18 protein-coding genes are annotated in these 25,230 nt (G+C 74.4%); 6 read left to right on the plus strand and 12 right to left on the minus strand.

The window, feature by feature from the left end:
• Positions 1–177 precede the first annotated feature (177 nt).
• Both ACQPZO_RS21450 and ACQPZO_RS21455 read left to right on the plus strand, forming a co-directional pair.
• Positions 178–849 (plus strand): hypothetical protein, encoded by a 672-nt coding sequence (locus ACQPZO_RS21450; protein WP_433343451.1) that lies wholly within the window; start codon positions 178–180, stop codon positions 847–849.
• A 112-nt stretch (positions 850–961) separates the two neighbouring features.
• Positions 962–1,891 (plus strand): aminoglycoside phosphotransferase family protein, encoded by a 930-nt coding sequence (locus ACQPZO_RS21455; protein ID WP_433343453.1) that lies wholly within the window; start codon positions 962–964, stop codon positions 1,889–1,891.
• 82 nt (positions 1,892–1,973) lie between these two features.
• Here ACQPZO_RS21455 and ACQPZO_RS21460 read toward each other — a convergent pair whose 3' ends face one another.
• Positions 1,974–2,378, minus strand: coding sequence for a hypothetical protein (locus ACQPZO_RS21460; protein WP_433343455.1), 405 nt, complete (start codon positions 2,376–2,378; stop codon positions 1,974–1,976).
• A 136-nt stretch (positions 2,379–2,514) separates the two neighbouring features.
• Positions 2,515–3,423 carry a LysR family transcriptional regulator gene (locus tag ACQPZO_RS21465; RefSeq protein ID WP_433343456.1) on the minus strand — a complete coding sequence of 303 codons (909 nt, stop codon included), beginning with the start codon at positions 3,421–3,423 and terminating at the stop codon, positions 2,515–2,517.
• Positions 3,424–3,615: 192 nt separating this feature from the next.
• On the opposite strand from ACQPZO_RS21465, the gene ACQPZO_RS21470 reads away from it, so the two are divergent.
• Positions 3,616–4,575, plus strand: a complete 960-nt coding sequence (locus ACQPZO_RS21470; RefSeq protein WP_433343458.1) for an FAD-dependent oxidoreductase — start codon at positions 3,616–3,618, stop codon at positions 4,573–4,575.
• A 19-nt stretch (positions 4,576–4,594) separates the two neighbouring features.
• Here the strand turns inward: ACQPZO_RS21470 and ACQPZO_RS21475 are convergent, their stop codons facing one another.
• The 3 genes from ACQPZO_RS21475 to ACQPZO_RS21485 form a co-directional block, all read right to left on the minus strand.
• Entirely contained in the window at positions 4,595–5,434 is an 840-nt protein-coding gene (locus ACQPZO_RS21475) for a hypothetical protein (RefSeq protein ID WP_433343460.1), read from the minus strand.
• Position 5,435: 1 nt separating this feature from the next.
• Complete coding sequence (locus ACQPZO_RS21480) at positions 5,436–8,036, minus strand: FtsK/SpoIIIE domain-containing protein (RefSeq protein ID WP_433343462.1); 2,601 nt, start codon at positions 8,034–8,036, stop codon at positions 5,436–5,438.
• A gap of 104 nt (positions 8,037–8,140) precedes the next feature.
• On the minus strand, positions 8,141–8,941 hold the full coding sequence (locus tag ACQPZO_RS21485; protein WP_433343464.1) for an SGNH/GDSL hydrolase family protein: 801 nt from the start codon (positions 8,939–8,941) through the stop codon (positions 8,141–8,143).
• Between the two features lie 199 nt (positions 8,942–9,140).
• Between ACQPZO_RS21485 and ACQPZO_RS21490 the strand changes: the two genes are divergently transcribed.
• Together ACQPZO_RS21490 and ACQPZO_RS21495 are read left to right on the plus strand one after the other, a co-directional pair.
• Positions 9,141–10,685, plus strand: coding sequence for a M1 family metallopeptidase (locus ACQPZO_RS21490; RefSeq protein WP_433343466.1), 1,545 nt, complete (start codon positions 9,141–9,143; stop codon positions 10,683–10,685).
• Positions 10,686–10,872: 187 nt separating this feature from the next.
• Positions 10,873–11,517 carry a TOPRIM nucleotidyl transferase/hydrolase domain-containing protein gene (locus ACQPZO_RS21495; protein WP_433343467.1) on the plus strand — a complete coding sequence of 215 codons (645 nt, stop codon included), beginning with the start codon at positions 10,873–10,875 and terminating at the stop codon, positions 11,515–11,517.
• A 577-nt stretch (positions 11,518–12,094) separates the two neighbouring features.
• Here ACQPZO_RS21495 and ACQPZO_RS21500 read toward each other — a convergent pair.
• On the minus strand, positions 12,095–13,603 hold the full coding sequence (locus ACQPZO_RS21500; RefSeq protein WP_433343469.1) for a glutamate synthase subunit beta: 1,509 nt from the start codon (positions 13,601–13,603) through the stop codon (positions 12,095–12,097).
• Positions 13,596–18,290: a glutamate synthase large subunit gene (gltB, locus tag ACQPZO_RS21505; protein WP_433343470.1), complete on the minus strand. Its 4,695-nt coding sequence runs from the start codon at positions 18,288–18,290 to the stop codon at positions 13,596–13,598. Before gltB ends, ACQPZO_RS21500 begins: the two co-directional genes overlap by 8 nt.
• Positions 18,291–18,435: 145 nt before the next feature.
• On the opposite strand from gltB, the gene ACQPZO_RS21510 reads away from it, so the two are divergent.
• The gene (locus ACQPZO_RS21510; protein ID WP_433343472.1) at positions 18,436–19,287 is read left to right on the plus strand and encodes a GNAT family N-acetyltransferase; all 852 of its coding nucleotides are present in this window, start codon (positions 18,436–18,438) and stop codon (positions 19,285–19,287) included.
• A gap of 76 nt (positions 19,288–19,363) precedes the next feature.
• On the opposite strand, the gene ACQPZO_RS21515 is transcribed toward ACQPZO_RS21510, so the two are convergent.
• Genes ACQPZO_RS21515 through trpC form a run of 5 tightly spaced genes read right to left on the minus strand, consistent with a single transcriptional unit; the run spans position 19,364 to position 24,705 of the window.
• Complete coding sequence (locus ACQPZO_RS21515) at positions 19,364–20,551, minus strand: FAD-dependent oxidoreductase (RefSeq protein ID WP_433343473.1); 1,188 nt, start codon at positions 20,549–20,551, stop codon at positions 19,364–19,366.
• 16 nt (positions 20,552–20,567) lie between these two features.
• A complete protein-coding gene (gene lgt / locus ACQPZO_RS21520; protein WP_433343474.1) occupies positions 20,568–21,767 on the minus strand; it encodes a prolipoprotein diacylglyceryl transferase in 1,200 nt (399 codons plus the stop codon).
• 49 nt (positions 21,768–21,816) lie between these two features.
• Positions 21,817–22,620, minus strand: coding sequence for a tryptophan synthase subunit alpha (gene trpA, locus ACQPZO_RS21525; RefSeq protein ID WP_433343476.1), 804 nt, complete (start codon positions 22,618–22,620; stop codon positions 21,817–21,819).
• Between the two features lie 4 nt (positions 22,621–22,624).
• The gene (gene trpB / locus ACQPZO_RS21530; protein WP_433343478.1) at positions 22,625–23,860 is read right to left on the minus strand and encodes a tryptophan synthase subunit beta; all 1,236 of its coding nucleotides are present in this window, start codon (positions 23,858–23,860) and stop codon (positions 22,625–22,627) included.
• 41 nt (positions 23,861–23,901) lie between these two features.
• Positions 23,902–24,705, minus strand: coding sequence for an indole-3-glycerol phosphate synthase TrpC (gene trpC, locus ACQPZO_RS21535; protein WP_433351130.1), 804 nt, complete (start codon positions 24,703–24,705; stop codon positions 23,902–23,904).
• Positions 24,706–25,230: the final 525 nt, after the last annotated feature.

The raw sequence follows: 25,230 nt of genomic DNA on the forward strand, positions 1-25,230 counted from the left end.
CTCCACGTCCATAGTCGACGGTGAACACGACAGGATATGAAGAAAGGACCAAGTTCGCCTACCGCAGGTGTATCGGTTATCCGACAGATTCTCGCGACGGCGATCGATGATCATCGCCGACCGATGGGTCAAGATTCTTCGCGATCACAGTCGGGTCGAAAGGAAAACGGGAGAGCCATGCCGGACAACGTTGTCAGCACCGCCGACGAGGTGTTGGAGCGGCTCGAAGACGAGATCGCGTTCCTGGCCGAGGGCCTGGCCACAGCCTCCGAGCAGCTCGACGAGCTGGTCTCCAACCTCGACGACCACCTCGTCGAGTACTCCTACGATCGGGTGAGCGATGCGGTTGACGAGGTCGGGGTGATCCTGGGCGAGGAGGTGGCCAGGGATCTGACCACCCTGGTGAGCCTCGGCGTCATCCGCCACGGGCACCCCATCACCGAGGGCGGAAAGGACGCGTCGGTCCCCACGCTGACCGCCGAGGAGCTACCCCTCCTGGTCTCCGACGACGAGGACGACGAGGACGACGAGGCCCGGATCGACAACCTGCGGGACCGGCTCAACGCCGCCGCGGACCACCTCTGCCTGCTGCTGAGCTTCGCCAACGATCGGTTCGACCTGGCCAGGGAGGCAGCCGAACGCGGGAACTCCGGCCGGGCGTTGAAGGACCTGTGGCTGGCGCAGCAGGCGGTGGCAGACGCGCCCACCGCGTATCAGCTCTGGATGCGGTGCCTGGGCGAGCTGGCAGACGTGAGCCCGGGGAGCCTGGGCGCCGTCGGGGAGATGCTGATGGGCTTCGAGTCGTTCCTGCACGCCACCCACGAGGCTGGCAGCGGCAACGAGCGCTGAGCCGGCACCCCGAAGCACATCCCGGCTTGAGCAGCTATGGGGTGCGCTCGGGCGGCGAGTTGTCGGTCAGGCCCCACACTTCCTTTTTCCCCTGTCAGACAAGGACGTCCCGGTGAGCAGCACACCGCATCTCGGTCCCGTTCCCCAGCGCATTGCCGTCGACGCTGAACAGGTGCGTCGGCTTGTCGCCGACCAGTTCCCTCAATGGGCCGGCCACCCCGTTCAGCCCGTAGCCAACGGTGGCTGGGACAACTGGACCTTCCACCTCGGCTCCCGAGCGTTGGTGCGTCTGCCCAGCGCATCGGAGTACGCCCTGGCGGTCGACAAGGAACACCGGTGGCTTCCGGCACTCGCCCCCCGACTTCCGCTGCCCATCCCCATCCCACTGGCAAAAGGCGAACCCGGCGCAGGCTACCCCTACTCGTGGTCGATCTACTCATGGCTCGACGGCGAGACGGCGAGCGCCGACCGCATCGCCGACCCCGTCCGGTTCGCGCTCGATTTGGCCGAGTTCCTGTCGGCCCTGCAAAGCGTCGATACCACCGACGGGCCCCGCCCCGGGCAGCACAACTGGTACCGGGGCGGCACGCTGCGCACCTACGAGGAAAAGGCCCAGCGCGCGCTCACGGCACTCGACGGTCACGTCGACATCGACCTGGCGCGCGGGATCTGGCAGAGCGCACTGGACGCACGCTGGGACGGCGTGGAGCGCTGGTTCCACGGTGACGTCGCCCAGGGAAATCTCCTGCTCAACGACGGGAAGCTGTCAGCCGTCATCGACTTCGGGACATGCGGCGTCGGCGATCCGGCCTGTGACCTGGCAATCGCGTGGACACTGCTGACCGCCGACGGCCGGCAGGCGTTCCGGGAGCGGCTGTCCGTCGACGAGGCGACCTGGGCGCGCGGGCGCGGCTGGGCCCTCTGGAAGACGCTCGTCACCTGCGCCCAGACCCTGCACGATGCCGACGATTCGGCCGCCGGCGCACTGCGCATCCTCGGCGAGATCTTCTCCGAATACGAACTCGCGCAGCGCCGCCCGTAGGGCCTCGACGATCTCCGGCGCGATGACCCCGGCGGCAGGAGCACGTCGGCGTCCTTCAGCCAGGCCGGGCGGCACCGCAGGCTCAGCCCGGGTGGACCTGCGCAAGCACGGCGCGCAGCTCCGCCTCCGGCACCCGCTCCGGGTCGGCCAGCACGTCGACCGCCACGCCCGGCTCGACCAGCCGGAACGCCTCGCCGTCGCCGACCAGGCCGGTGACGTCGCCGTCGACGAACTCGGTCGGCCGCCACCGCGCCGCGTCCCGCTCGTGGTAGCCGGCGAGGAAGTCGCGCAGCTCGTCGAGGGTGCCCAGCCCGCCGCCGCGCAGGACGTGCACCCGCAGGTCGACCCGGTAGCCCTCCTCGACCTGCCGCTCCCACACCCGGGTACGGAAGCGCACGTCCCCCCACTCGCTAGCGAAGTCGGACACCTCTGCGCCGATCCCCGCCGGCACGTACCCGATGACGAACCCGTCCAACTCGCCGCTCACCGGCACCTCCCCGTCACCCGACCCGGCCCGCCGCCGAATCCTGGACACCTGTCGTCCACAAAAGACGACTATCGTCCAAGATCCGCGAATGCCGAAACGGGATGCGGAATGTCGCGGTATTCGGGCCCCGGGTCGGTCAGTCCTCGTCGAGTAGGGCGAGGAGGTGGTGGACGGCCGGGTTCGTGGTGTCGCGGGGCCAGGCCAGGCGCACGTCCACGGTGGGCGTCGGGGCGGTGAACCGGCGCAGCCGTACCCCCGGCACCTTCAGCGCGCGGGCACGACCGGCCGGCACCGCCGCGACCACGTCTCCCCCGGCCACCGCTCGGAGCAGTTGCTCGTCGTCCGGCTCCTGCCGGACGAGGCGGAAGCCGCCCTGCGGCCACACCTGGGCGATGGTCCGGTCGAACATGCCGGGGCCGTTCTCGCGCGGCCACATCACCGCGGGCAGGTCGACCACCTCGGCCCGGCTGATCCGACGGCGGCCGGCGGCCAGCGGATGCCCGGTCGGCAGGGCGAGCAGCAGTTCCTCGGCGTCGACGAACCGGCACCTCAGCCCCGGCTCCTCGACCGGCGTGCGGACGAACGCCGCGTCGAGCCGGCCGGCGAGCAGGCCGGCGACGTTGGGGGCGGTCCAGGCGGTCTCGGCGACCACCTCCACGTCGGGGTGGGCGGCCCGGAACCGGGTCACCAGGGCGTCCACCCGGCCGCCCCGGGCCGAGCGGGTGTACGCCAGCCGGAGCCGGCCGTCCCGACCCCGCACCAGGTCGCGGATGCGGGCGGTGCCGGCGTCGACCTCGGCGAGCAGCCGACCGGCCTCGGCGGCGACCCGCTGCCCCACCTCGGTCAGCGTGCAGCCCCGGCTGGTGCGGTGCACGAGCGGCACGCCGAGCTCACGTTCCAGGGCCCGGATCTGCTGGCTGAGCGCCGGCTGAGCGATGTGCAGGCGGGCGGCGGCCCGGGTGAAGTGCAGCTCCTCGGCGAGCACCGCGAAGTATCGCAACCGGCGCAGGTCCCACCAGGCGTCCCGGGTCACGGAGTCGGGCATGGCAGCCATTATAAGCGCCGCTTATCGCCAACTGTGGTTTCCGTCTTGGACGGCGCATCGCCCGCCCGGGCACGATCCGAAGTCACGGCATGACAGACCGCAACGTGACAACCGCGGCGCGACGGCCGTGGATGACAGGCAGCGGACGACAGCCACGGCACCGACGGCCGTGGACGACCGGAGGGAGCGGCGATGACGGAGAAGACGACGGACGTGGTGGTGGTCGGCGGCGGGGTGATCGGGCTGACGGCCGCCGTGGCGCTCCAGGAGCGGGGCGCGCGGGTGACGGTGTGGACCGCGGACGATCCGGCCGACATCGTGTCGACGGTGGCCGCCGCGGTCTGGTACCCGAGCCACACCGACGAGGACCCCCGGGTGCTGCGCTGGGCCCGGGAGACCCACGCGGAACTGGGCCGCCAGGCGGCCGGCGGAGTGCCGGGGGTGGTGGCCCGGGCGACCCGGATGCTGCTGCGCCACCCCGACGCGGGCCCGCCGTGGTGGGCGGATGCGACCGGGGACCTGACGGCCGAGCCGGCCGCCGCGCCGTACACGACGCTGCTGCGGTTCACCGCGCCCACGGTGGAGATGACGCCGTACCTGGCGTGGCTGACCGAGCGGGTCGAGGCGGGCGGGGGGCGGGTGCTGCGCCGCCGGGTGCAGCGGCTGGACGAGGCCTTCGAGGCAGCCCCCACCGTGGTGAACGCGACCGGGCTGGCAGCCGGCTGGCTCGCCGCCGACCCGGCGGTGCATCCGGTGCGCGGGCACGTGGTGCTGGTGGCGAACCCGGGCCTGACCACCTCGTTCCGCGACGAGGACGACCCGGCCGGGATCACCTACGTACACCCGCGCCGGCACGACGTGGTGCTCGGCGGCACGTTCCAGCCGGGGGTGTGGGACACCCGGCCGGACCCGGAGACGGCGGCGGCGATCCGGCGCCGCTGCGTGGCGCTGGTGCCGGAACTGGCCGACGCGCCGGTGCTCGGTGAGCGGATCGGGCTCCGCCCGGCCCGGCACGGCGGTCCCCGGGTGGAGGTGCAGCCGGCCGGACCGGGCGGCGGCCGGCTCGTGCACGCGTACGGGCACGGCGGCGCGGGGGTCACCCTCTCCTGGGGCTGCGCCGCCGAGGTCGCCCGGCTGGCCCTGGACGGCTGAACCGCCCGGTGGCCGGCGGTCAGCGCACGAGGCGGAACAGCAGCAGGTAGCCGCAGTAGGCGAGGGGCACGAGCAGCACGCAGGTGACGAAGCCGAGCGGGACGAACCGGGGCGGCTGCTCCGAGCCCAGCGCCGGCCGCCCCCACCGGCCCAGCACCAGGTACCCGGCGACGAAGGAGAGCACCGGCAGGCCGGCGCAGGTGGCGGCGTAGAGGGCACCGAGGCCCACCACCGCCAGGTCGGCGGCCACCACCATGATCAGCATCAGCACCACCCCGGCCGCCGCGCAGCCGGCGTACACGGCCAGGGCCCGGGCCAGCGGCGACCAGGTCGGCAACAGCGGCGGTTGCCGGGCGACGGCCTCGGTGGCCTGGACCAGCCGGTCGGTCTCGTCGGCGAGCCGCCGGGCCTCGGCCAGCTCCGCGGCCGGGTCGGTAACCCCGGCGCGGGGCGCGGGCACCCCGGCCGCCGTCGGCAGCGCCACCACCGCCCCGCCCGGGGCACCCGGTGGGTACGCCCCGACGCCCGGCCGCCCCGGCGCGGCGGCTGCGCCGCCGTCGGGCACCGCCCCCGCCCCGGAGGTCCCGCCGGACGACGTCGCCCCGGGGGTGCTGCTTCCGGGGGCGGTCGGCCCGGGGCGGTCTCCCCCGGCGGCGGGTGGCGGGTCGGCGGGCAGGCCGATGGCGTGGCCGAGCTGGCCGAGGCGGTGGGACTGGACGGCGAGGCGCCGGGTGAGCTGGTCGAGCGTGGTGTGCAGGGCGCGGCGGCGGCCGGCCTCGGCGGCGGCGTCCTGATCGGTCTCGCGGCGCTGGTCGGCGAGTTGCCGGGCCAGGGCGGCGTACTCGGAGAAGGTGGACACGTCAGCTCTCCTCGTCCCGCTCGCGCCCGGCCCACGCGAACGGCACGATCAGTCGGGTGCGCTGGTCGTGCCGGTCCACCAGGAGAGCCCGGTCGGCGCGCGGGGTGTGGGCGAGGTCGTGCTCGCCCAGGTACAGCCCCAGCTCCGCACCCGGGACGTTCAGCGCGACGAGGCAGGCGGCGTCGTCGCGGTGGTGCGACCCGCCGAGGTCGTCGGCGAGCCGGCGCAACCCGCGCCACCAGCCGAGCAGGTGCACCCCACGGGCTGGGCCCTCGCGCAGCAGGGCCCGCAGGTCGTCGTGGCCGGAGCGGAAGGTGACCGGGTCGGTGCCGGCGAGGGTGGCCGACGCCGCGTCCGCGCCGAACAGCACCAGGTAGGTCCGGCCGACTGCCGAGGCGGCAGCAGGCGAGGTGGTGGCGGGCGGACCGGCGGCGGGCGAGGAGGGGGCAGGTGGGGTGGCGGCGGGTGGGGTGGCGGCTAGGGCTGCGAGCCGGTCCCGCAGGGCGGCCTGGTCCAGCCGCTCGACCGGGTGGCCGGCGGCGGCGAGCGCGGCGGCGGTGTCGTCGGCCGCCGAGCCTGCGGCGGCGACCAGCGGGGCGAGCAGAAACCGGGCCTCGCCGGGCGCGTGCTGCCGGGCGAGGCTCAGGGCGGCGGCCCGCAGCACGTCCGCGCCGGCGGTCGAGGTGCCGACCACGGCCAGGTGCCGGCCCGGGGTGGCGTCCAGGGTGAACGACGCGGTGCTGCCGGCCACGTCGACCGTGCGGCCGACCAGGGCGACCGGGTGCCCGGCACCGGGGCGCAGCCCGGCGAAGGTGGGATCGTCCTCCAGCCGCGCTGGCTCGTACCCCCGGAAGACGGCCGGAGGGCTGTCGCCGGCCGGCCGGTCCCGCCACAGCTCGTGGCGCAGCCGGGCCAGGTCGGCGCGGGCGGCGTACGCGTCGGGGAAGCGGACCACGGTGTCGGCGCCGGCCGCCCCGGCGGCCGTGTTCAACACGGCCGCGCCGATCGGCAGCGCGTTGGCGGCGCCGTTGAGCGGGTCGAGCGCCCCCGCGCCGCCAGGCAGCGCCACCCGCAGCGGGAACTGCCCGAAGATCGCCTCGGCCCGCCCGTACAGCGACTCGATGCCGGTGGTGGACTGGCTGGCCAGCACCAGGTGCACCCCGTACGAGCGCCCCTTGCGGGCCAACTCCTCCAGCAGGTCGACGGCCTCCCGGGCGAGGGCGTCGGTGCCGGCGATCAGCACCTGGAACTCGTCGACGACCGCCACGATCCGGGGCACCGCCGCGTCGGCGGGCAGGTCGGCGAGCTTGGTGACGCCGTGCCGCTTGAGGACGGTCGCCCGCCGGTTCAGCTCCCGGCGCAGCTCGCGCAGGACCGCCAGGCCGTACTCCCGGTCGGATTCGATGCCGACGGCGCGGGCGTGCGGCAGCCAGGACGGATCCCGCTCGGTGGGGACGAACTCGGTGAAGCTGACGCCCTCCTTGAAGTCGAGCAGCCAGAGCTGGAGCTGCGCCGGGGAGTAGCGGGCGGCCAGCCCGTAGAGGACGTCGAGCAGGAAGACGGTCTTGCCGGCGCCGGTGCGCCCGGCGACCAGCCAGTGCGGGGTGGCGTCGTCGAAGGCGACGGTGACCGGCTGCCGCCCGGCCCGGCCGACCACGGTGGACAGCCCGGCCGCGCTCGACCCGGCCCAACGTCGGGCGGGCAGCAGGTCGGCGAAGGTGGGCGGGGCGTCGCGGCGCACGGCCGGGCCGAGGTGCCCGGCGAGGGCGGCCACGGTGGCCGGCGGCAGGTCGCCGTCGAGCACGACGGGGGCGGCCAGCCCGGAGCCGTCGCCGCTGAACGGATGCCCGGGCGGGTCGCCGACGTGGGCGTACCGCTGCATGAGGCGCAGCGCGGTGGCCGCGCCCAGCGGCGGCGGGTCGGCCGCGCCGGCCTGCGGGTGACCCGCGAGCAGTACGCAGACCGCGGCGGACGGGCCGGCGTGGGTGAGCGCGGCGAGCCTGGCCAGCTCCGGGGGCGAGGGCGCGGCGGCGGCGACCAGCACCAGCAGCTCCCGGGCGGCCGGGGCGGCGTGCTGCGCCGCCCGGGCGTGCCGCTCGGCCTCGTCGAGCAGCGCGGCGACCTCGGCGGCGGTGGTGGCGGGCGGGGCGAGCACCCCGGCATCGAGCAGCGGGCGCAGCGGCAGGAAGGTGGCCCCGAAGGCCACCGTGTCGATCCCGGCGACCCGGACCGTGCCGGCCGGGGCGGTGGCGAGCAGCCGCAGCACCAGCGCGCGCAGCAGCTCGCCGACGCGGGGATCGCGGGCGTCGGCGTCGATGGTGAGGTGGCAGCCGCCGCCGAGCGGGACGAGCACCGGGAAGCCACCGTCCAGGGTGGCCGCCTCGCCGACCCGGACTCCGGCGGGCGCCTCGGTCAGCGGGGTCGCGCCGGGGGTGGGTGCGGCGAGCCGCCCGCCGAGGCGGGCCAGCCGGGCGACGACCTCGGCGGCGCCGGTCACGGCCGCCGGTGGCGCGCCGAGGGCCAGCCGGGCCCGTTCCAACCGGTCACGGGCCTGCCGGTGGGCGGTGACCGCCTGGCCGTACGCCGCCGCGAGCCTGCCCACCCTTGTGCCCCCCACGCGATGGCCGTCCGGTCCAGCGAACCCTAACGGACGCGTGGCGGCGACGGACAGCCCCGCAGCCAGGACGGCCGCGGGGCTGGCCGGGGTCAGCCGGTGACGGCGGTCAACGCCGGCAGGAAGCCGTGGCGGTAGCCGTCGGCGTTCGGGTGGTACGCCTCGATGACGCCGCTGACGTCGCGGATCCACGGCGCGGCGGCGCAGACGCCGTGCCCGGCGAAGTACGGGCGGGTGTCGGCGAAGGTGGCCCTGGCCGCGGCGGCCCGGCCGGCGGTGACCGAGGCGAGCAGGTCGGCGGCCTCGTTGAGGATGGTGCGCTTGTAGGTGCTCATCGCGAGCAGCCCGCACGAGCCCGTCTCGAACAGTCGCGGATAGCCGAGCACGATCAGCCGGGCGTTCGGGGCCCGGTTGCGGATCGCGGCGTAGGTGCGGTCGAGCCGGCCGGGCAGCTCGCCGGTGGCGAAGGCCTTCGCTTCGTTCACCGCGTCCGTGCAGCTGCTGGTGCTGCCGAACCGGCAGCTGGTGATGACGTCGGCGAAGCCGGCGTCGTTGCCGCCGATGGTGATGGTGACCAGGGTGGTGCCGGTGCTCAGCGCGCTCACCTGGCTGTCGATGACGTCGGCGGTGACCGCGCCGCCGCAGGCCGGGAACTTGAAGCTGGTCACCTGGTGGGCGGCGGCCCAGAGTGGGGCGTACGACTTCTCGCTGCGCAGGCAGGTGGACAGGTCGTACGGGCCGGCGCCGACGCCGGAGGAGTACGAGTCGCCGAGGGCCACGTAGTTGACGGCTGCGGCAGCCTGGGCGGCACCGGGGACGGCCACCGCCCCGACGGCGGCGGTGAGGACGGCGGCCAGCGCGGTCAGGGCGCGGGCCAGCGGGCGTTGGGGCATGGAGAACCTCCACGGGACAGGGGTGGTGGATCCTCGGAACCGCGCGCGTGGCCAAGGCTGGTGGTTGTTACTGGACGGTAATGCTATCGAAACATCTAGATACAAGGAATAGGTCGGGGAACTCACCTGCGGGACACACATGTTCACAACCGTCGATTAGTTTGATTGTGCGTACACCCCGACGGAGGGAGTCCACCTCGTGCGACGCGTTCTCGCGGCGGCCATCGCCGCCCTGACCGTCACCACCGCCGGCACGGCCGTGACCGGCGCCCCCGGCCAGGCCGCCGCCCGATCGGGCTGGGGCCGGCCGATCCTCGCCCCCGCCGCGCCGAGCCCCGGCAGCCCCGGCCTGGGCGACAGCTACTTCCCCGACTACGGCAACGGCGGCTACGACGTAGACCACTACGACATCCGGCTGCGCTACGAGCCGGCCACCGACCAACTCAGCGGCACCACCACGATCCTGGCCCGGGCCACCCAGGACCTGTCCCGGTTCAACCTGGACTTTGTGCTCGGCGTCGAGTCGGTGCGGGTCAACGGCTGGTCGGCCACCTTCGCCCGGGAGGGCGTCCACGAGTTGGCGATCACCGCGCCCCGGCCGATCGTCAAGGGCCAGTCCCTGACCATCGTGGTGAAGTACGCCGGGGTGCCGTCGACGACCCGGGTCAACGGCTACAGCGGCTGGACCCGCACGTCCGACGGTGGGCTCGCCGTGAACGAGCCCGAGTCGGCCTGGTGGTGGTACCCGAGCAACGACCACCCCCTCGACAAGGCGAACTGGGACGTCTCGGTGTCGGTGCCGGCCGGCGTCGAGGTCATCAGCAACGGCGTGCAGCCCCGCCCGCCGCTGGCCGAGGCGGGCAACCGGATGCGGTGGAGCTGGCGCAGCACCAGCCCCGGCGCGCCGTACGAGTCGTTCCTGGCCGTCGGGCAGTACGACATCGTCACCGACACCGCTCCCAACGGGCAGCCGGTGGTCAACGCGTACAGCACCACGCTGGGCCCGCTCGCACCCGCGGCGCGGGCCAGCATCGAGCGGACCGCCGAGATCGTCGAGTGGGGCAGCACGATCTTCGGGCCGTACCCGTTCGAGGCGCAGGGCGGCGTGGCCGGGCCGGTCGACGGAATCGGCTTCGCCCTGGAGACGCAGACCCGCCCGGTGTACGGGCCGGGCTTCTGGCGGCGCGGGTCGAACACCTACGTGATCGTCCACGAGAACGCCCACCAGTGGTTCGGCGCCTCGGTCTCGGTGGCGGACTGGCGGCACATCTGGCTCAACGAGGGCTTCGCCTCCTACGCCGAGTGGCTATGGTCGGAGGAGCAGGGCGAGGGCACGGCGCAGGAGCTGTTCGACTTCACCTACGCCACCTACCCGGCCGACGACGACTTCTGGCAGGTCCCGCCGGGTGACCCGGGCGCCGACAACGTCTTCGACGGCGCGGTCTACGACCGGGGCGCGATGGCCCTGCACCAGATCCGGCTGGCCGTCGGCAACGACGCCTTCTTCCGGATCCTGCCGCAGTGGACCGCCGCCCACCGGCACGGCAACGGCACGGTCGAGCAGTTCCAGGCCCTCGCCGAGCAGGTCTCCGGCCAGGACCTGGACGCGGTGTTCACCACCTGGCTGTTCACCAGGGGCCGCCCGGAGCTGTCCGGTGACGCCGCCGCCCGCACCGCCACCACGCCGGCCGAGCCGAAGTCGTGGGCCAGGCTCCGCGAGTCCCACCGCCTCCTCGCCCACTGATCCAGCACCCCGGGCACGGGCACTGACACCGGCACGGGCACGGGCACCGGCACCGGCACCGGCACCGGCACCGATCGAGGCTCCACGTGGCAGCATCGCGGCATCGCACGACGGATGCCGCGATGCCGCCGCCCTCACCGCCCCGACCCGGGCGACGGCCCGCGCCCTGGCGAAGGTCGACAACGCCGTGGCCGTGGTGCTCGTCGAGGGCATCAGCGACCAGATCGCTCTGGAAACGGCCACCGTGGGACGCGGCCGGGATCTCGAGGCGGAGCGAGTCGTGGTCGTGCCGATCGGCGGGGCGCACGCGATCGGCCGCTTCCTGACGAGGTTCGGCCCGCTGGGCGCCCGGGTGCGGCTTGCCGGCCTGTGTGACCTGCACGAGGAGGAGATATTCCGGCGCGGACTGGACGCGGCCCAGGCCGGCCCAGCAGGCACGCGCACCGACATGGAGCACCTCGGGTTCTACGTCTGCGTCGACGATCTGGAGGACGAGCTGATCCGCGCCGTGGGCGTCGCAGGGGTCGAAGCACTCTTCGACTCGCAGGGCGACCTCGGGTCGTTCCGCTCGTTGCAGAGCCAGCCCGCCTGGCGCGGCAGGCAGCCCGAAGCGCAGATGCGGCGCTTCCTGGGCAGCGGCTCGCGCCGCAAGCTGCGCTACGCACGGCTGCTCGTCGAGGCGGCGGTTGGCCGGGATGCCCTGCCTCGGCCGCTCGACGCGCTGCTCACCGCCGTTCGACCCATCGACGGTCAGGCCCTCGACCACCGGCCCGAAAGGCAGCCCACTGCGCAGCCCACTCATGCCGGGGCCGCCGGCCGGGAACGCATCTGATCGCTCGGCCGTCTTGTCGACCGAGGCCCGGGATCTGCCACGGCATCGGATTCGGATCAAGACGCGGCCCGAGACGGACGATCCGACGCGGAGCCCTTTGGAGCTGCCCCGTCCACGCTACCGCTAGGCGAGACAGCCAGCAGGGACCCCCGCCACGACGGGACGGCTCCCCCTGCGCCAGCCCCGTCCCGGCCCGGATACCGATCTGCGGCCTGCCGGCCCGCAGGCCGCAGATCGGACCGCCACCAGCCCTGGGCGCACGAACGGGGCAGCTCCATAGGCGCCACGCGGACCCAGGGAGCTGCGTGAGGCCCCAGTACCGATCGGGGCAGGCACCGCATGGGGCAGGCACCGCATGGGGCAGGCACCGCATGGGGGCGCATCACCGAGCGGGGCCAACCAGCGCGTAAGCAACCGGCAGCGCGCGAAGAGCCAGCACCACGCGGGCGGACCCGTGCCAGCCAACAACGGGCACCCGGCCGGGGCGGGCCCGGGACACGGCCGGCGGGCCCGGGACACGGCCGGCGGGCCCGGGACATGAGGACCCGGCCCGCCGGCCGTTACGAGGCTCCGCCGGTCAGCGGGCGGCCAGGGGCTGCCGCGCGGGGTCGACCGGGGCGGGCAGCTCGCCCACTCCGCCGAGGTACGCGTGGATCGCGGCGGCCGCCGCGCGCCCCTCGGCGATCGCCCAGACGATCAGCGAGGCGCCCCGGTGCATGTCGCCGGCGACGAAGACGCCGGCGGCCCCGGTCTGCCAGTCCGGCCGGGCGTCGATCGCTCCCCGGCCGTTGCGGGCCACCCCGAACTGCTCCAGCAACGGCTGTCGCTCGGTGCCCTCGAAGCCGATCGCCAGCAGCACCAGATCCGCCGGGAGTTCCCGCTCCGAGCCGGGCAGCGGGGTGACGATCCGCCGGCCGTCGCGCTTCTCGACGGTCACCTCGGCGATCCGCACCGCCCGTACCTGGCCGGTGCCGTCGTCGACGAACTCCTGCACGGCGGCGGCGAACACCCGGTCGCCGCCCTCCTCGTGGGCGGGGTAGTTGCGCAGCAGCCACGGCCAGGTCGGCCACGGGTCCCGGTCGGCGTCGCGGGAGTGCGGCGGCTCCGGGTACAGGTCGAGCTGGTGCACCCCGGCCGTGCCCTGGCGGTGGGCCACGCCGAGGCAGTCCGCGGCGGTGTCGCCGCCGCCGATGATCACCACGTGCTTGCCGGCCGCGTCGATCGGGGTGCCGTCGGGCAGCACGGCGAGCGCCGCCTTGCCCTCACCGGCCGCCGCGACCACCCGGTTCGCCGCGACCAGGTGCGTCATCGCCTGGTGCACGCCGCGCAGTTCCCGCCCCGGGGTCTCGGGGGTGTCCCGGCCCTGGAGCGCGCCGCAGGCGAGCAGCACCGCGTCGTGCGCCTCGCGTAGCTGCTCGGCGGTCACGTCGACGCCGACGTTCACCCCGGTGCGGAACCGCACGCCCTCGGCCGCCAACTGGGCCTGCCGCCGGTCGATGTGCTGCTTCTCCAGCTTGAAGTCGGGGATGCCGTACCGGAGCAGGCCGCCGATCGCGTCGTCGCGCTCGTACACCGTCACGGCGTGGCCGGCGCGGGCGAGCTGCTGGGCAGCGGCCAGGCCGGCGGGACCGGAGCCGACCACGGCGACCGACCGGCCGGTCGGGGCCGCCGGTGGGCGGGGTTCCAGCCCGCCCCGGGTCACCGCCGCATCGGCGATCTCCACCTCAACCTGCTTGATGGTGACCGGGTCGCCGCCACCGATGCCGAGGACGCAGGCGGCCTCGCACGGGGCCGGACAGAGCCGGCCGGTGAACTCGGGGAAGTTGTTGGTGGCGTGCAGCGACTCCACCGCCGCGTCCCAGCTACCGGTCCGGACCAGGTCGTTCCAGTCCGGGATGCGGTTGCCCAGCGGGCAGCCGTCGTGGCAGAACGGGATGCCGCAGTCCATGCACCGGGTGGCCTGCTCGCGGACGAGGCCCTCGCCGGCCGGCGGGTACACCTCCCGCCAGTCGCTGATCCGCACCGGCACCGGGCGGCGCGCGGGCAGCCGCCGGTTGTAACGCAGGAAACCGTTCGGGTCAGGCACGAGCCACCTCCTGGGCGACCGCCCGCGGGGCGGGCGGCATGGACGCATCGGTTGGCGCCGACGGCGCCGCTGGGGCGGCTGGGGCCGCCAGTGCGCTCATCACCGCGTCGTCGACGTCACGGCCGGCGGCTTCGGCGGCCCGCATGATCTCCAGCACCCGGCGGTAGTCCCGGGGCACCACGGCGGTGAACTCCTCCACCGCCTCCTGCCAGCGCTTCAACAGCGCCTCGGCCACCGCCGAGCCGGTCTCGGCGAAGTGCCGGTGCACCAACTCGTGCAGCCGGTCCCGCTCCTCGTCGCGCAGCGGCGACAGTTCGACCAGCTCCCTGTTGATCCGGCGCCGGTCGAGGTTCCAGACGAACGCGGTGCCGCCGGACATGCCGGCGGCGAAGTTGCGCCCGGTCTCGCCGAGCACCACCACCGTGCCGCCGGTCATGTACTCGCAGCCGTGGTCGCCGACGCCCTCGACGACAGCCACCGCGCCGGAGTTGCGCACCGCGAACCGCTCGCCGACCCGGCCACGCAGGAAGACCTCGCCCGCGGTGGCCCCGTACAGGATGGTGTTGCCGGCGATGATCTGGTCCTCGGCGCGCGCGCCCGGCATGGCCTTGCCCTCGACGAACGGCGCGGCGGCGTCCGGGCGGACGACGATCCGGCCACCGGACAGGCCCTTGGCGACGTAGTCGTTGGCGTCGCCGTGCAGGCGCAGGGTGACCCCGCTGGGCAGGAACGCGCCGAACGACTGCCCAGCGGTGCCGCGCAGCAGGAACTCGACGGTGTCGGCGGGCAGGCCGGCCCCGCCGAAGCGGCGGGTGACTTCGCCGCCGAGCATCGCGCCGACGCTGCGGTGCTCGTTGCGCACCGCCACCTCGACCCGCACCGGCGTGCCGTCGGTGAGCGCCGGCCCGGCGAGGGCGATCAGCTCGTTGTCCAACGCCAGCTCCAGGCCGTGGTCCTGGGCCCGCACGCCGCGCCGGGCGGCACCGGCCGGCAGCTCCGGCAGGTGCAGGACGCGGCCGAGGTCGAGGTCCCGGGCCTTCCAGTGGTCGATGGCGTCGACGACGTCGAGCAGCTCGGTCTGCCCGATGGCCTCCTCGATGGTGCGCAGGCCCAGCTCGGCGAGGTATCCCCGGACCTCTTCGGCGAGGAAGAGGAAGAAGTTCTCCACGAACTCCGGCTTGCCGGTGAACCGCTCGCGCAGCACCGGGTTCTGGGTGGCGATGCCGACCGGGCAGGTGTCCAGGTGGCAGACCCGCATCATCACGCAGCCCTCGACGATCAGCGGGGCGGTGGCGAAGCCGAACTCCTCGGCACCGAGCAGCGCCGCGACCAGCACGTCCCGGCCGGTCTTGAGCTGGCCGTCGACCTGCACGGTGACCCGGTCGCGGAGCTTGTTGAGCAGCAGGGTCTGCTGTGCCTCGGCCAGCCCCAGCTCCCACGGGGTGCCGGCGTGCTTGAGCGAGTTCAGCGGGGACGCTCCGGTGCCGCCGTCGTGGCCGGAGATCAGGATGACGTCGGCCTTGAGCTTGGCCACGCCGGCCGCGACCGTGCCGACGCCGACCTCGCTGACCAGCTTGACGTGCACCCGGGCGGCCGGATTGACGCACTTGAGGTCGTGGACGAGCTGGGCCAGGTCCTCGATCGAGTAGATGTCGTGGTGCGGCGGCGGGGAGATCAGGCCGACGCCCGGGGTGGCGTGCCGGGTCCGGGCGATCCACGGCCAGACCTTGTTGCCGGGGAGCTGTCCACCCTCGCCGGGCTTCGCGCCCTGGGCCATCTTGATCTGGAGGTCGTCGGCGTTGACCAGGTATTCGCTGGTCACGCCGAACCGGCCGCTGGCGATCTGCTTCACCGCGGAGCGGCGCTGCGGGTCGTGCAGGCGCTCGGCGTCCTCGCCGCCCTCGCCGGTGTTGGACTTGCCGCCGAGGCGGTTCATGGCGATGGCGAGGGTCTCGTGCGCCTCGGCCGAGATGGAACCGTACGACATGGCGCCGGTGGCGAACCGCTTGACGATCTCGGTGGCCGGCTCGACCTCGTCCAGCGGCACCGGCGGGTGGACCCCGGTGCGCAGGGTGAACAGGCCACGCAGCGAGCCGGCCTTCGCGGCCAGTTCGTCGACCTTCGCCGTGTACTGGCGGAACACGTCGTACTGGCGGCTGCGGGTGGCGTGCTGGAGCAGGAAGACCGTCTCCGGGTTGAACAGGTGCAGCTCTCCCTCGCGGCGCCACTGGTACTCGCCGCCGACCTCCAGCCGGTCGGACGCCACGGCACCGGGCGGCGGCCAGGCCAGCGAGTGCCGGGCGGCCACCTCGGCGTGGATGCCGTCCAGCCCGACGCCGCCGATGGTGCTCGGGGTGCCCCGGAAGTACCGCTGGACGAGGCGGGTGTCCAGGCCGACGGCCTCGAACACCTGCGCCCCGCAGTACGACGAGACGGTCGAGATGCCCATCTTCGACATGATCTTCAGGACGCCCTTGCCGAGCCCCTTGACGTAGTTGCGCACCGCCTTGACCGGGTCCACGCCGGCCAGGGCACCGGTGGCGATCATGTCCTCCACCGACTCGAAGGCCAGGTAGGGGTTGACGGCCGCTGCGCCGTACCCGATCAGCACGGCCGCGTGGTGCACCTCGCGGCAGTCGCCGGACTCGACGATCAGCGCCACCTGGGTGCGGGTCTGCTCGCGGACCAGGTGCTGGTGCACGGCGGCGGTGAGCAGCAGCGACGGGATCGGGGCGAGGTCGGAGTTGGAGTCCCGGTCGGAGAGCACCAGGATGCGCACGCCGTCCTCGATCGCCTCGGAGACGTGCCGGCAGATCTCGATGAGCCGGGCCTTGATGCCGGGCCCGCCGTCGCGGACCCGGTACAGCCCGGAGACCCGCACGGCCTTGAAGCCGGGCAGGTCGCCGTCCTCGTCGATGGAGAGGATCTTGGCCAGCTCGTCGTTGTCGATCACCGGGTGCGGCAGCACGATCTGCCGGCAGCTCGCCGCGCCCGGGTCGAGCAGGTTGCCCTCCGCGCCGATGGTGTGCTGGAGGCTGGTCACCAGCTCCTCGCGGATGGCGTCCAGCGGCGGGTTCGTGACCTGGGCGAAGAGCTGGTGGAAGTAGTCGTAGAGCAGCCGGGGCCGGGTGGACAACGGGGCGATCGGGGTGTCGGTGCCCATCGAACCGAGCGGCTCGGCACCGGTGCGGGCCATCGGCGCGAGGAGGATCTTCAGCTCCTCCTCCGTGTACCCGAAGGTCTGCTGGCGGCGGCGCACCGAGTCGTGGGTGTAGACGATGTGCTCGCGCGGCGGCAGGTCGGTCAGGTCGATCAGCCCGGCGTGCAGCCACTCGTCGTACGGCTGGGCGGCGGCCAACTCCGCCTTGATCTCGTCGTCGGAGACGATCCGGCCGGCGACGGTGTCGACCAGGAACATCTTGCCCGGCTGGAGCCGCCCCTTGGCGACCACGGTGGCCGGGTCGAGGTCGAGCACGCCGGCCTCGCTGCCGAGCACCACCAGCCCGTCGGAGGTGCGCCACCAGCGGCCCGGTCGCAGGCCGTTGCGGTCCAGCACCGCCCCGACGATCTCGCCGTCGGTGAACGCGACCGACGCCGGCCCGTCCCACGGCTCCATCAGGCTGGCGTGGAACCGGTAGAAGGCGCGCTTGTCGGCGCGCATGTCCGGGTCGTTCTCCCACGCCTCGGGGATCATCATCAGCACCGCGTGCGGCAGGCTGCGCCCGGCCAGGTGCAGCAGCTCCAGGACCTCGTCGAAGTTCGCCGAGTCGGAGGCGGCGGGGGTGCAGACCGGGAAGACCCGGCGGATGTTGCCCGGGATGTTCGGGCTGCGCAGCAGCGCCTCGCGGGCCTGCATCCAGTTCCGGTTGCCGCGGATCGTGTTGATCTCGCCGTTGTGGGCGATGATCCGGTACGGGTGGGCCAGCGGCCAGGACGGGAACGTGTTGGTGGAGAACCGGGAGTGCACCAGCGCGATGGCGCTGTCGACCCGCTCGTCGGTCAGGTCGGGGAAGAACTCGGGAAGCTGGTCGGGGGTGAGCATCCCCTTGAACACCATGGTCCGGCCGGACAGCGACGGGAAGTACGCCGGCACGCCCCGCTCGGCGGTCTCCCGCTCGGACTGCTTGCGCACGCAGAAGGCCACCCGGTCCAGGTCGAGCCCGGACAGCGGGGAGCCGGCCGGGCCAGCCGGGGTGTCGGTGAGCCGGCGCGCGGCGAGGAAGACCTGCCGGACCCGGGGCATCGCCGCGAGCGCGGTCTCGCCGAGACCGCTCGGGTCGGTCGGCACGTCCCGCCAGCCCAGGATCTCGGCGCCCTCGACCAGGGCGTACTTCTCCAGCACCCGGCGGGCGCGGGCCTCACCGGCGTCATCGGTCGGCAGGAAGACCAGGCCGGTGGCGTACTCGCCGGCGGGCGGCAGCGGGAAGTCGACCACGGCGCGCAGATACGCGTCCGGCACCTGGATCATGATGCCGGCGCCGTCGCCGGTATTGGGCTCCGCGCCCCGGGCGCCCCGGTGGTCCAGCCGGAGCAGGGCACCGAGACCGTTGGCCACGACCGCGTGGGAGCGCCGGCCGTGGAGGTCCGCCACGAAGGCCACCCCGCACGCGTCGTGCTCGTGCGCGGGGTCGTAGAGCCCGGTCGCGCGCGGGGCCGACTGCTGGCTGGAAGGGTACGGAAAGGCCACCGGGCCTCCTGTCGTCACTCAGGTTGGAGCATGGTCGGGACGACGTCGGCCCTTATGGGTTTATTGAGTCTACGTTAGGGGTTGCGGCGCAAGGCCAGTTCAGATTGATCACACTTCCAGATGCTGGGAACGATAGTCTCGCGCGGTGGATCACGTACGTACTGAGACGACTGCGACGTTCGACCGGCTGGAGCACTTCTACGACGCGGTGCCCCGGGACTCCGCCCGGGCCGAGGAATACGGCCCCCTGGTGCTGTTCGTCCGGGAAGGGGCGGGTTGGCCGTTCTATGCCCGCCCCCGCCTGGACGCCACCGAGCCGCCCTCGCTGGCCGACGTGACCGCCGTACGGGAACGGCAGCGGGAGCTCGGCATGCCTGAGGCGTTCGAGTGGGTGCACGAGCGTAGCCCGGACCTGCTGGCGGTGGCCCGCTCGGCGGGGCTGGCCGTGCTGGAGGCCCCGCTGATGGTGCTCGACCCGGCCGCGCTGGCCGTTCCCGAGGAGTTCACCGACGTACCGGTGTGGCTGCTGGACCCCGCCGCGCCCAGCTTCGCCGCCGACGTGGCCGCCCGCCGGGCGGTCGCCGCGGTCGGGTTCTCCGCCGCCGGCACCGCCCGGGGCGAGGCCGGCCCGGCGCAGCGGGACGCCGCGGTCACCGAGCTGGACGTGGATGCACTGGAGGAGGAGCGGGCCCACGTCGCCGACGGCCGCCGGCTGTCCGCGCTCGCCGGGACGCCCGCCGAGGGTCCGCTGGCCAGCGGGATGGCGATGCGGGTCGGGGAGGTGGCCGAGATCGCCGGGGTCGCCACCCTGCCGGCGGCCCGCCGCCGGGGCCTCGGCGCGGCGGTCACCGCCGCCCTCGCCCAGGCGCTGCGCGGTGCCGGCACCGGCCTGGTGTTCCTCTCCGCCGGCAGCGAGGAGATCGCCCGGGTCTACCTCCGCGTCGGATTCCGCCGGGTCGGCACCGCCTGCATCGCGGAGCCCGCCGCGCTCATCTGAGCGCACCCCGCCGCCCGGTTCCCCGGCACCCGTCGCCGGAACGGGACGGGCCCGGCCGGCCGGGCGGGTGAGCCGGTCAGGACGGGGGGCGCCACTGGGCGGCGACGGAGGCCGCGGTGGAGAGCAGGCGGGGGCTGATGGTGCCCAGGGCGGCGTCCCGGGCCCGCAGGGCGAGCCGGCCCCGGGCCTGGAGCACCGCCGACATCCGCCGGGTCTGCCGGACCACGATCGCCGCCCGGGGCCGGCGCAGCCGGTCGTAGGTGGCCACGGCGTCCGGGAGGCGGGCCTCGCGCAGCAGCGAGGCGAGGGTGGCGGCGTCCTCGAAGGCCAGGCAGGCGCCCTGGCCCAGGTGCGGGGGCATGGCGTGGGCGGCGTCGCCCAGCAGCACCACCCCGCCCGGCCCGGCCGGGAAACCGTAGGCGCGGGGCAGCGGGCGCAGCTCGCGGATCTCCTGCTGGACCACGTCGGCCGGGTCGGTGGCGTCGAGCAGCTCGCCGATTGGGGCGGGCCAGCCGGCGTACCAGCGGCGGAGCAGGGCGAGCTGGGTCTCCGGGGACTCCGGCCGGGGCGCGCCGGCCGCGGTGGCCACCCAGTAGATGCCGCCCCGGCTCGACCCGCCGGACGAGCCGCGCTCGCCCAGCGAGGCGGCCACGAAACGGTAACCGGCGCCCAGGGTCTCCCCGCCGGCCGGCTGATCCGCGGGAAGCCGGGGCGCCCGGTACCAGGGGATGACCGCCCGCCACGCGGCGCAGCCGGAGCTGACCACCCCCGCCTCGGGGGCCAACTGCCGGCGGATCTCGCTGTCGGTGCCGTCCGCCCCGACCACCAGGTCGGCCTCGAAGCGCTGCCGGCCGTCGCCGACCGAGGGCCGCTCACCACGATCGGCCCGGACCGTGCGCACCGTCACGCCGGTGCGCAGCTCCACCCGCTCGCCGAGGCCCGCGATCAGCGTGTCGTGCAGATCCTCCTGGTGCACCACCACCGGCATCCGGTCGGCCGGGGTCGGGCGGGGCTGCACCAGCCAGTGCCCGTCGGGCCGGCGTATCCCGCCGTCGGGCAGCGGGGTGGCGATCGCGTCCAGGCCCGCGCCGAGGCCGAGGGCGCGCAGCGCGCGTACCCCGTTGGGCCAGAGCACGACGGCCGCCGGATCCGGGCGGACCCGGTCGGCGCGCTCCAGGAGGGTGACCTGCCACCCGGACCGGGCGAGCGCGCCGGCGACCGCGAGGCCGCCGATCCCGGCCCCGACCACCACCGCCGTACGCATGCTGCCCCTCCCCCGCTCAGCTCTCCCGGTCGGTGGCGCGCGGGCCGGTCGTGCCGGCCCGCTCGTCGCCCGCCGGCACGTCGCCCGCCTCGCGGTCGTCCGGCGCGGCGTCCCCGGTTGCCACGGGGCCCGGCGCGTCGTCGTCATCCACGGCCGCGTCGTGGCCCGGCGTGTCGTCGTCCGCAGCCGCGTCGGGCCCGTCGGGTACGACGCCCGTGTCCCGGTACGCGCGGAACTGTTCCTCGCCCACCACCCGGTACCCCTCCGGGGCGGTCGCCTGCGCACCGGCCTCGCGCTGGGACAGGTCGACCTGGGAGACGTCGCCGCCGGTGGCGGCCGGGGCGGGGGTGGGCCCGCCGATCGGGACCAGGTACTCCCGGGGACCACGGACCCGCAGGAAGTAGATCAGCGCGCCGAGGAAGACCAGGGCGGACGTGAAGACGTTGAGCCGGACGCCGAGGATGTGGGTGGCCTCGTCGGTGCGCATCAGCTCGATCCAGAACCGGCCGGCGGTGTAGCCCATCACGTAGAGCGCGAATGCCCGCCCCTTGCCGAGGCGCAGCTTCCGGTCGAGGAGGAGGACCAGGGCGGCGACGCCGACGTTCCACAGCGCCTCGTAGAGGAAGGTCGGGTGGTACAGCCCGGGAAGCAGCACCGGCTCGCCGTCGACGACCTTCGCGTGGCCGGGGTTGCTCGGGTCCATGTCGTGCACCCGCAGCCCCCAGGGCAGGGTCGTCAGGCCACCGTAGAGCTCGTTGTTGAACCAGTTGCCGAGTCGGCCCACCGCCTGGGCCAGCGGCAGCCCCGGGGCGAGCGCGTCGGCCACCACGGTGAACGGGATGCCGAGCTGGCGGGCGGCGATCCAGGCGCCGATCGCCCCACCGGCCACCGCGCCCCAGATGCCCAGGCCGCCCTCCCAGATGGCGAACGCCTTGAGCGGCTCGCCGCCGGCGCCGAAGTACTTCTCCGGGGAGGTGAGCACGTGGTAGATGCGGGCGCCGATGATGCCGGTCGGCACCGCCCAGACGGCGATGTCGAGGACCGCGCCGGGGGCGACGCCGCGCTGGCGCAGCCGCCGCTCGGTGACCACGCAGGCCACCACGATGCCGGCGATGATGCAGAGCGCGTACGCCCGCAGCGGCAGCGGGCCGAGCTGCCAGACGGCCGTGCTGGGGCTCGGCAGGGCCGCCTGGGGAATCGTCGAGGCGAGGGTCACGGGTGCACACGCTACCGCTGTGCACCGTCGCAGCGGCACCCCCGGTCGGTCAGCGACGCGGGTTGCGCACCCCGTCGGCGAGTTCGGCGCTCAGGGCGCGCAGGGCGGCCAGGCCGGCGTCCGGGTCGGGCGCGTCGAGCACGCAGCGGACCAGCGCGCTGCCGACGATCACCCCGTCGGCGTACCCGGCGACCGTGCCGGCCTGCGCACCGGTGCCGACGCCGAGCCCCACGCCGACCGTCAGGTCGGTGACCTCGCGCAGCCGGGAGACCAGGACGGGGGCCGCGTCGGAGGTCTGCGCCCGGGCGCCGGTGACCCCCATGATCGCGGTGGCGTAGACGAATCCCCGGCAGTGCTCCACGGTCATCTTCAGCCGCGCGTCGGTGGACGACGGGGAGACCAGGAAGGTGCGGTCCAGCCCGTGCGCGTCCGAGGCGGCCAGCCACTCGTCGGCCTCGTCGGGGATCAGGTCGGGGGTGATCAGGCCCGTGCCGCCGGCCGCGGCCAGGTCCCGGGCGAACGCGTCGACGCCGTACTGCTCGATCGGGTTCCAGTAGGTCATGGTGACCACCGGGGCGCCGGTGGCCGCGACCGCCTCGACGATGCGCAGCGTGTCGGCGACCCGGACGCCGCCGGCCAGGGCGATGTCGCTGGCCTGCTGGATCACCGGGCCGTCCATCACCGGGTCGGAGTACGGGATCTCCACCTCGATGACGTCCACCCCCGCGGAGACCATGGCGGTCATCGCGGCGATGCTGCCCTCGACCGTGGGGAAACCGGCCGGCATGCAGCCCACCAGCACGGCCCGCCCGTCGGCGCGGGCCTTGTCGAACGCCTCCCCGATGCGGCTCACGTTCTCACTGCTCCTTGTCGAGGATGCCGAAGTACTCGCCGGCGGTGTGCACGTCCTTGTCGCCCCGGCCGGAGAGGTTGACCACGATGACCGGCTCCCGGCCCAGCTCGGCGGCGAGCCCCGGGGCGATCTTCAGCGCGCCGGCGAGCGCGTGCGCGCTCTCGATCGCCGGGATGATCCCCTCGGTGCGGCAGAGCAGCTCGAACGCGGCCATCGCCTCGCGGTCGGTCACCGGCGTGTACGTCGCCCGGCCGCTGTCGTGCAGCCACGCGTGCTCCGGGCCGACGCCCGGGTAGTCCAGGCCGGCCGAGATCGAGTGCGACTCGATCGTCTGCCCGTCGGAGTCCTGGAGCACGTACGTGCGGGCGCCGTGCAGCACCCCCGAGGAGCCGCCGGTGATGCTGGCCGCGTGCCGCCCGGTCTCCATGCCCTCGCCGCCGGCCTCGAAGCCGTACAGCCGCACGCCGGGGTCGCCGACGAAGGCGTGGAAGATGCCCAGCGCGTTGGAGCCGCCGCCGACGCAGGCCGCGACCGCGTCCGGCAGCGCGCCGGTCAGGTCGAGGCACTGCGCGCGGGCCTCCTCGCCGATGCCCCGGACGAAGTCCCGGACCATCTCGGGGAACGGGTGCGGGCCCGCGGCGGTGCCGATCAGGTAGTGGGTGTCGTCGACGTTGGCGACCCAGTCCCGCATCGCCTCGTTCATCGCGTCCTTGAGGGTGCGCGAGCCGGTGGTGACCGGGACGACGGTGGCGCCGAGCATCCGCATCCGGGCCACGTTGAGCGCCTGCCGCCGGGTGTCGACCTCGCCCATGTAGACCACGCAGTCGAGGTCGAACAGGGCGGCGGCGGTCGCGGTGGCCACGCCGTGCTGGCCGGCGCCGGTCTCGGCGATCACCCGCCGCTTGCCCATCCGCTTGGTCAGCAACGCCTGGCCGAGCACGTTGCGCACCTTGTGCGCACCGGTGTGGTTGAGGTCCTCCCGCTTGAGCAGCACCCGGGCGCCGATCTTCGCGGAGAACCGCTCGGCCGGGTAGAGCAGCGAGGGGGTGCCGGCGTAGCCGCGCAGCAGCCCGTCGAACTCGGCGAGGAACTCCTCGTCGCCCATCGCCTTGCGGTACGCCGCGTCCAGCTCGTCGAGCGCCGCGACGAGCGCCTCCGGGACGAACCGGCCGCCGAACCGGCCGAAGTGACCGGCGGCGTCGGGGAGCCGGCCGGGCGGGGCGGGGGCGTCGGCGCTCATCGCGGTGTCCTCTCGCTGCTGCTTGTCGCCCCGGGCGCGGGTCAGCGCGCCGGTCGGGGCGTGGCCGGGTGGTTGCCGGCGTTGACCAGTCCGGCCACCGCCTCGCGGGGGCTGGACTGGGTGACCAGGCCCTCGCCGACCAGCACGGCGTCGGCGCCGGCCGAGGCGTACCGGATCAGGTCGTGCGGGCCACGCACGCCCGACTCGGCGATCTTGACGACGCTGCTGGGCAGGCCGGGGGCGATCCGCTCGAACACCGAGCGATCGACCTCCAGCGTACGCAGGTCACGGGCGTTGACCCCGATCACCTGGGCGCCGGCCTCCATGGCCCGGTCGGCCTCCTCCTCGGTGTGCACCTCGACCAGCCCGGTCATCCCGAGGGACTCGATCCGCTCCAGCAGCCCGACCAGGGCGTTCTGCTCCAGCGCGGCGACGATCAGCAGGACCATGTCGGCGCCGTGCGCGCGGGCCTCGTGCACCTGGTAGCTGGAGACCACGAAGTCCTTGCGCAGCACGGGGACCTTCACCGCGGCCCGGACGGCGGCCAGGTCGTCCAGCGACCCGCCGAACCAGCGCCCCTCGGTGAGCACGCTGATCGCCCGGGCGCCACCGGCCGCGTACTCCGCGGCCAGCTCGGCCGGGTCGGCGATCTCGGCCAGCTGCCCCCTGGACGGCGACGAGCGCTTCACCTCGGCGATCACGGCCACGCCGGGCCGGCGCAGGGCCGCGTACGCGTCCAGCGGCGGGGGCGCGGCGGCGGCGAGTTCGCGGATCCGCTCCAGCGGAAGCTGCTCCTGCCGCCGGGCGACGTCCTCTCGGACACCGGCCAGGATCTCGTCGAGCACGCTTCCGGACGCCGCCGGACCGGCCCCGTCCCCCTCCGCGTGCGCATGGTCAGCAGTCACCAACGGACTCCCCTCTCCGGGTGTCATGGGCCGATGCTAGGTGGCGCCACCTGGGACCGGATGCCGGGGGGTATGGCGCTCCTCACGGAATGGGCTGCGGCATAATGCCCGACTTCCGGTGAACGCCGCGTCACACAGCGCCACCACTCCCGTCGATCGCGGTGACCCCGCAGCCGGCGGGTGCGCCGGTCGGCCCATCGACGGGTACCCATTCCCATTCACCCATTGTCGGCCCGCGCCCGCCCCCCGCGCATCTCGGTGGGTGCTGTGACGTAGGTCAAGGCGGAACGGCCCTGTCCAGGTCGCCCGCTCCGGGGGAGAGTTGACGTGCCGGTGACCGGGGCGAAACGTGAGCCGGGCATCGTCTTTCTCGGGCAGACTCGGTTTACGCGCCTGCCCGGGGCGTCGGGTGACGCGGCGACGCGCAGCCCGAGACCGTCGGAACGATCTTCGTGCGGGGTGACC

The organism is Micromonospora sp. CA-111912, from assembly GCF_050948415.1.
Classification (GTDB): domain Bacteria; phylum Actinomycetota; class Actinomycetes; order Mycobacteriales; family Micromonosporaceae; genus Micromonospora.

What these genes read in the sequence shown, in the direction of transcription:
- ACQPZO_RS21450 (WP_433343451.1), top strand. Translation starts at nt 178, where the DNA reads ATGCCGGACAACGTTGTCAGCACCGCCGACGAGGTGTTGGAGCGGCTC.
- ACQPZO_RS21465 (WP_433343456.1), bottom strand. Translation starts at nt 3,423, where the DNA reads ATGCCCGACTCCGTGACCCGGGACGCCTGGTGGGACCTGCGCCGGTTG.
- ACQPZO_RS21470 (WP_433343458.1), top strand. Translation starts at nt 3,616, where the DNA reads ATGACGGAGAAGACGACGGACGTGGTGGTGGTCGGCGGCGGGGTGATC.
- ACQPZO_RS21485 (WP_433343464.1), bottom strand. Translation starts at nt 8,941, where the DNA reads ATGCCCCAACGCCCGCTGGCCCGCGCCCTGACCGCGCTGGCCGCCGTC.
- ACQPZO_RS21515 (WP_433343473.1), bottom strand. Translation starts at nt 20,551, where the DNA reads ATGCGTACGGCGGTGGTGGTCGGGGCCGGGATCGGCGGCCTCGCGGTC.
- trpB (WP_433343478.1), bottom strand. Translation starts at nt 23,860, where the DNA reads ATGAGCGCCGACGCCCCCGCCCCGCCCGGCCGGCTCCCCGACGCCGCC.